This window comes from Paenibacillus sp. J22FR83 (assembly GCF_059691955.1).
Genome location: NZ_JCAUAM010000015.1, coordinates 77,571 through 90,604 on the forward strand (window position 1 = coordinate 77,571; position 13,034 = coordinate 90,604).

Consider the following 13,034-nt stretch of genomic DNA (forward strand, 5'->3'; position numbering starts at 1 on the left):
ACTAATTCGGATTTGTTGGTGCTAATACTGAGATTATTTGGGTATTTTCGGACTATTGGTGTTGCGGTCATGCGGGGTAACCTTTATTTTCTCTTCGAGCGATCCAAACTACTTCTACCATTACCATTGCCGCTACTATACCAAATCTACTCACTCTCACTCTCACTCTCACTCTCACTCTCACTCTCACTCTTCTCTTCTACTTCCACACTCCACTTATATTTCTTTCCTTAACTCCCCCTCACTCAAAAATGCAAATATACAACCTTTCCTACTAATTTATCGTCAATATTGGGAAATGCGTGCAAATAGGCAACCTTTTTAGCGTTTTTCTTCAGAATTTCATGAATTGGTTTCAAATTGATGCCTATTTGCATTAATTTCCAATATTTGAGGGGAAAGCCCCTGTCAAAAGTGCTCTTTTGCACTTTTGACAAGGGCTAGGAATTCTTCACTTCCCATCACTCCACTTTTCCCACATTCTTCCCTCCTCCTCACAACAAGTCAATCAATCACATTTCACTCATTACCCCTCATTACTTTTAACTACTTATATTGTTGGTGTCGGCGGCCAGGTAGACGGCGGAGGTGGGGCTACAGCTAGGATTTGCAGCGTGGGTCACCGACTGGCGTCACACGGACGATTGACATTTTGGTGGACAGCACACATGAACAAGCGACGACCGCCGCCACGCAAACGAACCCCCAAAAGATACGCACTTGCATTGCAAGCGCGTATCTTTTGGGGGTGTTTTTTGCTTTTTACTTCTGCAACAAGCGAGTAATCACCGTGATTGCCTCTGCACGCGTCACTGTACCAAGAGGTCCGAAGCGGTTCTCCGCGTATCCTTGCATCAGCCCGGCTTCTTGGACGATGCCTACAGCGTCTAAGGCCCACGCAGGGATGTCGGAGACATCCGCGAATGGCACGGCTTTGGCCGCTGTGTCTTGCGGTCCAGCTGCATTTGCCAGCACAACAGCCAGTTGTGCTCTTGTCAATGGATTGCCCGGACGGAAGGTGCCGTCCTCGTAGCCTTGAACCAGGTTCGAATTGGCTGCCAGCGCAATCGCCTGTTTCGCCCAATCGCCGATGGATCCAGCATCCGAGTAATTCGGCAGCTTCTCTGCCCCTGCGTTAGGATGCAACCCATTCATCAGCATGACGATGAATTCTGCACGCGATACGAACTGATCCGGCTTAAATGAACCATCCTCATAGCCTTGGACGATGCCTGTTTTCAACGCTGCTTGGATATCTACCTCGGCCCAATGCCCCGCTACATCACTTAGCTTGGAAACTACCGGTGGTTTCCCTGGAACAGTCGGCGTTTGGTTAACAGCGAATACGGCATATTTCGTAAAATGGTCCACATCGACAGTGATTTGATCCCCATTCACCTTGCCGCCTGGAACTTCCACCCACACCTTTTTAGCTTCATCAAAATAGAATACCGCTGCTTTTTGGTCAGCTTTCAAGCTATTTTTGTCAAAAGCAAACGTTAAAGTAATCGGTTTACTGAAGTTCTCAGTGAAGTTTTTCAATATCTCAAAAATCGGACTAGCGAGAACCTCTTTACTTGTGATTAGTTTTTGGGTATCAAGTACTTTGTCTATCGTGACTTTCAAGTCTTTGGCCGAAGCATCCGCCGGAATCGTAATCTTCACTTCATTGTTCAAACTAACTTCACCCGTTTTACCTTGCGGCAATGTCAACGTACCATTAGTAGAGACAACGGGTGCGTTACTTGAAATTGAAGGTGAAGATGACGAAGAAGAACTACTGTTATCTGCTCCACGTGTCACCGTTACCGTATAGGTCTTACTGCTGCCATTCTGTGCAGTCACGACGATCTTGATGGCATTCGTACCTACTTGTAAATTAACCAACTCACTAGCTCCACCGCTAACCGTTGCCACGCCATTTACGGTCATCGTCGAATGACTGTCATACACATTTGCCGTCACCGATAGACGCGAAACTGAATTAGAAACAGTCGAACTATAGCCTGTGGTACCTGCTGCAAAAACAGGCGAAATGTCGCCAATAGACAATGTTAGTCCGCTCAAGTCAGCATTACTACTCACTACAGGCACATCTGCTCGGTTCACACTAATTTGATATGGATTCGTGGCAATGCCATCTTCCGCTGTTACGTTTACATAAATTACGTTAGCTCCGACTTGCAAATCGTTCACCGTATACGTGTACACGTCACCTGTCACTGAACTATATGTTGCACCAGTCACTGCCAAGGATTGATGGGGATGACCTTTTCCAATTGTCAAAATAAGGCTACTTACACTGTTCGGAACGTCCACACTGTAAGACAGCTGCGCAGTATCGAAGGTTAACGAGCCTTGATCTACACCCAAACTCGACAACAGAGCGTCGTTGCTTATCACAACTGGAACACCTAGTACAACAACTTGGGTAACCATAGCGTGATCATAATTCGTCGCCGTAACCGTTAGGGTATGGCTGCCTTCGCTTAACGCGCCAGCGCGTATCGTGATCTTTCCTGCTCCAATTGTGTAATCTGCCGGTGACAATGTCACTGCGCCATCCTTCACTGCCGTGATTGCCGATCTCCAGGCCGCATCCTCGGTAAATGTCAGATCGATTGCGCTAAGTGTATCGTTCGCAGTTACATCTGCTGATAACACTGGGGCAGCTGACGTCTTCACACTTACCATTACAAAACCATTATCTTTGGTGAATGGTACTTCCGTACCGTTCCATAACACTTTCGTCGTGTCTGGTGCGTAAATCACCGTAGTCACAGAGCTAACGCCTGATAGCTCATTCATAGACAACTGCAGTTCGTTCGCATTCACACTCGTTGTGATGGCCACATTCTCTGCTGTTTGTTGCTTGCCATCTACAAAATAATATTGCAACTGTCCAGCTACTTCCTTCTCGCTATTCGAATAGAATAATTGCTTACGACCATCTTTCATGTCCACTACAATGTGTGTGGAGTCGGTTCTGCGCACGTTCTCGATTTTGCTTGCACCTGAGAACGGTTCAAGTACGCTAACGAATTGTGCATTGTTGCCATAGACCCGATTAACCACAGTTGGTGTATAAGCAGCTGTATCGTTGCCTGGCCCTGGGGCTTCGCCTACGATCATCGTAGAAGTCGCGCTCGGCGAGCTAGTTAAACTAAATAACTTCAACCCATTTCCATTGACGGTATTCCATGCACCTTCCCACTTACCGGATAGCTCCTTGGACGTACCATTTCGGAAGAAAGGCGTTGAGTCCTTCGTACCCAGTGGACCTGCGAAAGTGTCCATGGTTGTGCCTGGTGTGAATGTGCCAATGCCATGCAATAACCAATCATACTGATGACTCGTTGCCGATTCTAATGAGAATAAATCGATCATGTAATCTTTCGTCACAGCCACCGTTCGCTCATAACGACTCATGCCCGCATAGGCTTTACTGGATGTGTTCGTCATAATATTGAATGGTTCCGATTGCATGAATAATTTCGTAGGTTCATACACTTCCACATTGTTCACAGTTGGAATGGCCTGTGTATCGCCGTCAACCATGACGGTGTTATGTGAAAATGTCGTTTTGTAATAAGACGTGTACATAGAATTACTGTAAGGAGGGATACCCAGATCCGGAGCTAACCGCTCACCTTTCCCGAATACTTCGAGATGAAGCTTATCCGGATGACCGTGATAGCCGCCATGTACTCCGTAATCAACCAATGCGTAAAGCTGTTCATTCCCCGTACCTGCACGCAAAACCGAATGGCCAAGTCCCGTGAAATTCATACTCTCAGAAGGTAATATGCCTCCAGTTGGAATTGCAGTTTTCCCGTAAAATACCGCTTGTTCGCCAACAATACCTGAGCTTGTGTTGCCAGGTATAATAAAACCGCCTCTTGCCCGCGCTCTGTCATTATAAAGAATGCTTAGCAGCGTTCCATAATCAGCGTCGTTATACTCCGCATATACGCCTTCGTAATCCATGGGTACTACTCTGCCTGGCGCTCCTAAATTCGTTGGATACTTACCAGAATCGTTACTATTAATAATGCCAAGATCAGGGAAGGCATACTGGAGCGTAACATCGAACGTTTTCTTGAAGTTCGGACTCGCAAATAAATCATAACCCATATTTTTCAGGGCTTGTGCATGGAAGAATAGGGCAGATTGTGCGTAGAAATGATAACCAATCGCACCCTCATACCAGAAACCATCGGATAGTACGCTGTTGGCCATTTGGAAATTAAATCCGCTCTTCCCTGTCACAGAGAAATCCATCAGTGTCTTATCTTCCAATGCTGCACCAACCGCACCGATTGCCGCATTGTGCCATGTCTGCCAATTCGACTTCCCTACGTCATAGCCTTGCAAGGTTTTAGCAGAAGGAGCAAACAAATTCTGTTCCACATTGTACTTATCAGCGGCATTCAATAGACCGCTCGGTTCAATCAAGTCATAAGCTTGAACAAGTTCGATCATCTGAACCGCTTCATCTAATGACTGATAGTACAGTCTGCCGTTAAGCGCCTGCATCGCATAGCTCGGATACAGTTCTGCATAGCCGAGCAGCATTTCTTTGGCTTTCTGCGCATATTTCGTTTCACCGCTCAGTGCATAGGTAATGGCAAGATTGCGTACCGCTTCAATATTCACGGTGTGAGCTGTAAACCGCCATCCACCATCCACATCCGCCCCTGTGTACACCTGATTGTCAGTCGGACAAACATGCGCATGCGGACTGTCATAATTGAAAACAAGCGGTGTATCTCCGCAGACGAATTTACCACTCTCTCCCGCTGGTTTGGACGGGTAATAAATCGTTTTATTCAACCAACTGTCTGCTTTCACTTTAATCGCTTCCAGGTAATCCTCGGCCCAGCCAAAATTCTGAATCTTCGCTTTCGCCTCATTCAACTGTGTTTGCGAGGTCATAATGTAAGGATGCTGCTTTGTCGCAACCCTTGGGGCGCCAACCTTCACATTCAATTCAATCGTAATTTCCTTACCGCCTTGAATTGGCTTCACTGTATAAATGGCTTTCTGCACATCGCCAACCTGAGCGGATGCAGGTACTTTAACCTGAAGGTTCACATCTGTTTCTGCGCCTTTGGCAACGACAGCGGTTGTCGAAGACACGGTTACATCATAGCCAGGTCCAAATGCGGTTTTCGGCGAAATTTGATATGCCGTATCGACGTCACTGATATTTTTGAGCGAAAATGTGTAGTTCAGCGTGCTATCTGGCAAGGTGCTCTTGTCAATTTGTTTAATGGATGATTCGACTGCATTCTTCGCAAGAGCAAAACCATCGAAATATATCTTATCTGTCGGATCAGATACATCTAAATTGTACCAATTGGGATGTATAATCACTTGGTTGAAATTCGCCAAGTCAGCTAATCCCGTTGAATTCAACATTTTATTGAAGGGGATTTCAACTTTCTTCCATCCCGCCCAATCCACATAAAACGTCGTCATAAAATAATCAAACCCTGGTGTTGGCACGTTGCACTCCAAAATGAAATACACCTTTTTATTCGAAGCCTTCTCCGAATACATCCAGAATTCAATCTGGTCATTTTGTTTCCAAGGTCCTGTCATCCCTGTGACGTTGATAGCCGTCGTTGGATCTGCCCATTTCCCCGACTTCGTACCGAGGACTGCAGGAATTTCAGACGTTGCTGCCGTGTTCGTCCAACCACCGAAAGTTTCCATGTTACCAATTGGCGTGCTGGAACTTCCAGACAAATCAATGTTATAGGTGTAACTCTTCACTTCACTGACCTTGCCTTCGAATTCAGCTTTCGTCGTCACTGTCTGTGTATGATCAATTAGAATTGGCGTGCTATACAGCTTGTAAGTGGCATCTACACCTTCAATTTTATAATAGATCGCAGCCCCAGCTGTCGGTGATGATAAGGCAACCGTTTTCGCTTCCGCATACAAGCTCGCTGGCGGGTTCACATTGACCGTCTCAACGTAATCTCGATAAACAATCGAGTACTGATAGGTCGTTTCTTCGCTTTCTGTCGCGTTTATGGCTGATTTGGTAACTAACGTCACATTCGCTGTCTGTTCACCATTCGATGTGAATGTGAGTGGACTTGTGTAAAGTTGGAATGTACTATCAATGCCCACGCGTTTATAGTATATCTTCGTGAGAATAGCCGGCGTCGATAAGCTGGATAGGCTAACGGTTACTTTATTTGTATATTCGCCAGAGGCTTTATCTGCCGTAACAGGTTGAACAGATGCCGTATTGGTTAATCTGAAATCATCCAAGTAAATTTGCAAGCCTAGGTCAAGCGTCGTATTGGCAATAGCAGCCTGATCGAAACGCACGTAATCTAATGAACCCCAATTATTCAATGTTGCTATGCTCTTCTGCGTTTTGACAACACTGAGCGGAACCTCAATTTCCTTCCATCCTGTCCAATCGAGAAGGACTCTGTAGTAATAATAATTACTAGTGTCACCCTTCATATAAAATCGAAGTTGAATCGGCTTATCTGCTTGATCGCCGGTTCTCGCTTTTATGGAATACGCCCATATTTTCATGGTGCTATATCCGTTCAAATCAACATTCGGTGCTAATTTAGGATAAATAAGAGCAGAACCTGCAACATCTGCGCCATTATTAAAGGCTAGTAACCACTTCTTGGATCCCGTACCCTCCTTGATATACTGAGGATCGGAATTATTGACGACTGCAAGATCAGCTGTTCCTTTGATATCACCAGTTAGATTCGTCGTCGAATCCATATTGTTCAACTGCAAAGAAATTGGAAACTCCTGAACCGCCGCACGTGCGGCTTGATGTGGAAGAAACACTTGCAGCAGGCTTAAGAGTAACAGCACTGCTTGTAAAACTGAGAGCCTTTTCATAAACCGACGAAGCACCATAATCTTCATCCCTCTCCTCTAGATCATACAAAGCCCCGCTATCTAAGGCGGGGCTGTAGTCAGTGAATCTTTCCTCTGTAAACTTACTTTTTCACGGCTGCTTTCGCACGTTTGTCAGCATTTCTGTAAATATTCACGATTTCCTCATAGCCAAGCTTCTTCTGCTCTTCAATAAATTTATCCCACTCGCTGAAGTTACGTGAGCCCATGATGAATTTGGAGAAATTCTCATCACGATTAGCGTTCAAGGAATCACCTTTCGTATCCAAAATTTGTTGCTCTTCCAGCGTGAAAGCAAGCGTACTATTTTTCTCACCATCATACTTAGGTGCCTCTTTGTAAGCGGCTTGCAGCTCAGGTGAAGAGACAGAAATATGCGCATTGAAATCAAACCATGTATAAGCTCCGTCTGTGGACAAGCCCGTTTTCTTTCTCAAATCTGCGATGTCAGCATACTTCGTAGTAAAGGATGTTCCACTCGCTGTCTCTCCTTCTTTCCCCCAGCTAACAAGTTTCTTCCCTTCTTCAGAGTAGAAGAAATCCAGATACTTCATTACTTCTTTAATTTGTTTCGACTTGGAAGAGACCATGAATCCTTCTTCTGTCACTGCTGTAAAGGCCGTCTTACGCGGTCCACCTGCCCAACCTGCTGGTGGGGCCATATAGTTCATCGTGAATTGTGGATTGTCTTTGCGCAGTGCACTGTTATAGAAGTCAATGCGTCCCATGTAGTCAAGCGTCACGAATGCACGATTCGTGGAAACGATATCCTGCCACATTTTCGTATCAATTGTTAAGAAATCTTTCGGAATCAAGCTTTCTTTGTAGAACTTGTTCATATACGTCAACAATGTTTTGTATTCGTTCTGAATCGGCGCATATTTCCAATCTTTGGATGCGCTGTCAAAGAACACGGAAGCTTTCCGTTTCTCTACTTCTGCAGGGACGTTGAAGCCCGCTCCGAAATCATACATATAACGCAGACCGTTACGGAACGTCAATGGATAGCTATCTGGGTATGCGGCTTTCAATTTCTTCAACGTCTCATAGAGTTCATCCCAGTTCGTTGGCGCTGCTAAACCGAGCTTCTTGAATACATCTTCCCGATACATCCATGTACGACGGTTGGACTCACCTAAACCTTGGTTCGGGAACACATACATTTTGCCATCAGAGGATAGAACGTTCTGCGCTTCTGTTGGGTACTTCTCCATCCAAGCCTTCAAGTTCGGCATGTCCTTCACATAGTCAAGAATGTTGACCAAGGCACCTTGCTGCCCAAATTTATCGGCGATTGCTTTCGTTTGCGTCCACATGAGATCCGGCATATCCCCAGAAGCAACAGTCATACTAAGGGCATCCTCTAGCAGATTTCCTGGCGGCAATTGAATGTCTAGCTTCACACCCGTTTTCTCCGTCAAATAGCTCCACACTTTCCAATTCGCATCATAAGGCCAGCTTGGGTTACTGTAGTCTAGGAACTTGAAGGTTTGTGCTTTCGGTGCTGATGACGCTGATGACGAGGCTGCTGCTGTCGATGCTGCGGATGGCGTTGCTACACTGCTATCTTTGGAACATGCACCCACAACGAAACTCAAACTCATAATTGTTGCTAACATAACGACCGACTTCTTCTTCATACGTTGCCCCACTCTCCCTGTTATCCTCGAATTTGCTTTCGTCCTTGCCTTCCTTGCTCCCCATTGTTCTTGTAGCTCTATTTTAACCTTTGATCGACCCAATTAGTGCTCCTTTAGCAAAATACTTCTGTAGGAACGGGTAGATCATCAGGATGGGAACCGTTGTAATAATGATGGTTGCATATTTAATGGATTCATCTACGATCATACTGTCGCCGCCGATATTACCAGCACCAGTGCCCTGACCTTGCAGCACCATGTTGCGAACAATAATCTGCAGCGGGAACAAGTCAGCATCTCGCAAATATAAGAGGGCTGAGAAGAAGTTGTTCCAGATCGCAACGCCGTAGAATAAACCAATGGTCGCCAGAATCGCTTTGGATAACGGTAAAACGAGCCGAAAGAAAATACCGATATCCGTGAGTCCATCCATTTTGCCAGACTCCTCAACTTCCTGCGGCATGCCAGCAAAGAACGTACGCATCACGATGATGTTCCAGGAACTAACCAATGTTGGTAGAATCATCGCCCAGATCGTATCGATAAGATGGTAGCTTTTGACAACCAGGAACGTCGGTATCATGCCACCACTGAAGAAGAGCGTAATGACAATCATGACCATGAAGCCACGGTGAAATAGCATATGTTTCTTAGAAAGGGCATAAGCAGCTGCTGCACTAACGATCAAGGACAGTGTCGTGCCTAGCAAGGTATAGAAGATCGTATTGAGGTAAGCCCTTCCAATTTCTGGCTTTTCAAATACGGATGCATAGGTGTTTAAATTAAAATCTTTGGGCCATAAGAAGACTTGCCCCTTCAAGACCGGAACGACCCCACTGAACGAAACCGCTATCATATAAACGAAGGGATACAGCGCCGATACGACCACGCCCAGCAAACTCACGAATAAAACAATATCAAAGAGACCGAATTTTCTTTTCATACGCGTACTCCCTTCCCTACCATAAGCTTGTCTCGCTCGTTCTGCGGCTAATCCAGTTGGCAGTCAGAATGAAGATGAGGTTAATGATGCTGCTGAATAAATCAATGGCTGTCGCATAGCTATAGTTCATGGACTGAATACCTGTCCGATACACATAAGTGGATAGAACGTCGGCCGTCGAATAAATGGATGGATTCAGCATCAGAAGCACCTTTTCAAAACCGATATCCAAGACATGTCCGATGTTCAAAATAAACAGAATAATAATCGCCGGCCGAATGCCCGGAATCGTAATATGCAGCAATTGGTGCCTGCGATTCGCGCCATCTACGCGTGCCGCCTCATATAATTGAGGATCAATTGCACTAAGAGCAGCTAGATAAATAATCGTTTCCCAACCGACATGCTGCCAAATTTCAGACAAAATATAAATGGCCCGGAAATAACTTTCATTCTGCATGAAGTTCACAGCGTCATAACCGAACCACTGGATCACTTTATTGACCAAACCACTCGTTGGCGAGAGAAATAAGAACATCATGCTCACCACAACGACATTCGATATAAAGTGAGGCAAATAACTAATGGATTGCACAAATCGCTTTAGTGCAGCCCTGCGCACTTCATTTAATAGTAGAGCTAGAATGATTGGTGCCGGAAATCCGAAAATAACTTTGGAAACCCCTAGGAGCACTGTGTTTTTCAGCAACTTCAGAAAGTCGGGACTATTGAAGAATAGGGAGTAGTATTTCAACCCCACCCATTCACTTGCCCACACACCCTTGAAGGTGTTGTAATCCTTAAATGAAATCAAAATCCCGAACATCGGCACATATTTAAATAATAGGTAATAAATAAGCGCCGGCAAAAACAATAGCATTAAATACTTGCTGTTATGCCATCTCTTTTGGTATTGCCCCATGCCTTGACCTCCAGTCTGAATATCCTGTCTATGCATCAAACTTTAAAGTAAGCAGGTTATCCGGACAATGAGGCATAATTTCGATTCCTCACTATTTTCTGCATTCCCGAAATCGACATAGGTTCTTAAGATAAGTCAATTTCCCTCCAATCCGCCTCAATGGAAAATCTCTTCTGTGTATCCACGATTTGTCACTATTTCGCACGCCAGCTATGCTTATTGATGCCTAAATCATGAAAATGGAGAACTTTTTAAAGCTCCGAGTATTGAACCCCACCCATTGCTCCATGCTATACTCAATATGGTTAACTCTTACTAAGAGCTAAGGAAAGGAATGACACGATGAAGTGGATAGCACGATTGTCGGCAAAAATCCAAAATCAAGTATCACTGTTCTACACCCTGTTCTTCAGCTTCATCGCGATTATTCTATTGCTCGTTTCCATTAATACGTGGTCTTATTCCTTCTTCCGCGATCGGATCAAGGACGAGATTATCGTGAATAGCGGTCTGAATTTGAATACAACGTTCGCTAATTATGAGAAACATATCAAGCTGATTCGCAGTATCATGGTCGGCTATCTGTTCAGCAATGAAACAGAAATCCTAAAGAATGGGAATCCTTTATCCCACTACGATATTGTCATTAAGACGCAAACTAACTTACAGTACTCCCTTAATAATTCCTTGCTGTATTTGGACAACATCCTGTATTACTTCAAAGATAGTCGGTTCGTTATTGAAAAGGACGGCACTCGGGATGCCGAGACTATGTTCAACAAGTTTTATGCCCAGTCCGCTTATACGGTCGATTTCTGGAACAAGGAGTTGGCAAGCTCACAGAGCTTCAAAGTCTACCCTTCAGCCGTTTTCAACTCTGTCACTGCTTTTGAACACAAACCCATCAGCAGCCTGATGCCCATTATGATTAAAAGCGCTTACGACACGAATTTCGCTTTTATCGTCTTTATGAAGAGCTCTAAAATATTTGAAGCATTTCATCAGTCTCAACCGGAAAGCAGCTTATTAATTGTAGACGGCAGTCGCAATGTGATTTTCTCTTCGGAGGAAGCTAAACTGCCTGAAGAGGTCAAAGCGATAACGGGAAACGGCTATACGCGCATCAAAAATACTTATTATTTCTATCAAACCAGTGCAGAAACCGGATTAACGTATATCGAGATCGTTTCTGACAAAGGTCTCACGCAACAAATTCACCGGCTTAACCTGAATATGCTGGCGCTCATCCTGCTTTCCTTATTCATCTCATTGGCAGTTTCGTATCTGATTGCTCGGAGATTCCATAACCCGCTTGCGAACATGATTCGCTCACTGGAATCATTTCACCCTACAGGCTTGCAGGGAAATAAGAATAGTCGAATTAAGGAATTCAACTTGCTTCACAATACGCTTCATGATTTATCTCGATCCAATCAGGAATTTCATAAGGATATTCGTTCCAAGAACACCTTATTGCAGCAGTTTGCCTACATGACACGATTGAGGAAACTGGAAGGCAAAGGCTCGCAATTGCCCACTTCCATTGATGCGAATAAGCCATATAAGCTCGTCCTTTTTCAAATTGACTTCAAGGATACGTTCCTTGCGGAGATTACGAATGGACAACAGCGCATTTTCAACACGTATAAAGAACTGATCGAAACGCATTTCTCGCGAATTTACACGGATTCATTAACCTTTCAATTGGAAAAAGATCAGATCCTATCCATTCTATTTATCGAAAATGAGGAAGAAGCTGCGCATTCAGACAATCTAGATCATCTTGTTAGCATGCTGGAAATGGACTCCTTGTATTGCAACTTCACCATTGCACCAAGTCCTGTTCACAAGAGCTCGTCTGACTTCGTAGAAACCTATCAGAACGCGTTAGATCTCATTAAACAGAGACGGCTAGGCGAAGATGTTCAAGTTATTACGGAATGGCATCCACAGCCCGCTCTACTCATCCCTACACCTTCCGAGGACAATGAACTGACAGCTAATCTGCAAGCAGGCTCTGATACTGTCACGATTCCATTAGCCGATAAGCTGCTTGATCAGCTTGCGAAGGCTGGTGCACTCGCTTATCAGTTCCAAGACTTCACCAAAGATATCGTGAACAAAGCGATGAAGAGTATGTACGCCCAAAATATCTCCATCCACACGTTCTCCGACAGGGGTTCACCTTACGATCTCTTGAAAGCCTGCCATACCTTGGAGCAGTACAAGGATTTCTTGCACTGGTTCCTGTCACGGTCCGCAGCAGCCATTAAAGAGAAGAAATCAGAAACCGATGTCATGACCAAATTCGTCATGGAATATGTGGAGTCCAATTTCGGTGACGATCTGTCCCTGGAAGCCATCTCAGCGAAACTGGGCATTACCGGTCCGTATTTATCGACGTATTTCAAAGAAAAGACAGGAACGAACTTCAGCGACTATATTTTTACCGTCCGTATGAATAAATCGATCGAAATGCTGCGGGATACCGACCTGAAGGTGCAAGAAATTGCTTCGCTCGTCGGCTACTTCACGGCCGCTTCATTCAACCGCGTATTCAAAAGACATACGGGAATTACTCCTAGTGAATTCCGGAGGTTGAATAATAAGAACTGAGAATGAT

The 13,034-nt window shown here is 44.8% G+C and carries 5 protein-coding genes; 1 reads left to right on the forward strand and 4 read right to left on the reverse strand.

Going from position 1 to position 13,034, the window contains the following annotated elements:
- Nucleotides 1-762 precede the first annotated feature (762 nt).
- The 4 genes from AC58PV_RS25275 to AC58PV_RS25290 form a co-directional block, all read right to left on the reverse strand.
- On the reverse strand, nt 763-6,915 hold the full coding sequence (locus AC58PV_RS25275) for an S-layer homology domain-containing protein (RefSeq protein ID WP_497435353.1): 6,153 nt from the start codon (nt 6,913-6,915) through the stop codon (nt 763-765).
- A gap of 74 nt (nt 6,916-6,989) precedes the next feature.
- Nucleotides 6,990-8,546 (reverse strand): extracellular solute-binding protein, encoded by a 1,557-nt coding sequence (locus AC58PV_RS25280; RefSeq protein ID WP_497435354.1) that lies wholly within the window; start codon nt 8,544-8,546, stop codon nt 6,990-6,992.
- A gap of 82 nt (nt 8,547-8,628) precedes the next feature.
- The gene (locus AC58PV_RS25285; RefSeq protein WP_497435356.1) at nt 8,629-9,489 is read right to left on the reverse strand and encodes a carbohydrate ABC transporter permease; all 861 of its coding nucleotides are present in this window, start codon (nt 9,487-9,489) and stop codon (nt 8,629-8,631) included.
- A gap of 16 nt (nt 9,490-9,505) precedes the next feature.
- Nucleotides 9,506-10,411: an ABC transporter permease gene (locus AC58PV_RS25290; protein WP_497435357.1), complete on the reverse strand. Its 906-nt coding sequence runs from the start codon at nt 10,409-10,411 to the stop codon at nt 9,506-9,508.
- 342 nt (nt 10,412-10,753) lie between these two features.
- Between AC58PV_RS25290 and AC58PV_RS25295 the strand changes: the two genes are divergently transcribed.
- Complete coding sequence (locus AC58PV_RS25295) at nt 10,754-13,027, forward strand: helix-turn-helix domain-containing protein (protein ID WP_497435358.1); 2,274 nt, start codon at nt 10,754-10,756, stop codon at nt 13,025-13,027.
- Nucleotides 13,028-13,034: the final 7 nt, after the last annotated feature.

Excerpts from the sequence above, each read along its gene's own strand:
- AC58PV_RS25280 (WP_497435354.1), bottom strand. The coding sequence starts at position 8,546 with ATGAAGAAGAAGTCGGTCGTTATGTTAGCAACAATTATGAGTTTGAGT.
- AC58PV_RS25285 (WP_497435356.1), bottom strand. The coding sequence starts at position 9,489 with ATGAAAAGAAAATTCGGTCTCTTTGATATTGTTTTATTCGTGAGTTTG.
- AC58PV_RS25275 (WP_497435353.1), bottom strand. The coding sequence starts at position 6,915 with ATGAAGATTATGGTGCTTCGTCGGTTTATGAAAAGGCTCTCAGTTTTA.
- AC58PV_RS25295 (WP_497435358.1), top strand. The coding sequence starts at position 10,754 with ATGAAGTGGATAGCACGATTGTCGGCAAAAATCCAAAATCAAGTATCA.
- AC58PV_RS25290 (WP_497435357.1), bottom strand. The coding sequence starts at position 10,411 with ATGGGGCAATACCAAAAGAGATGGCATAACAGCAAGTATTTAATGCTA.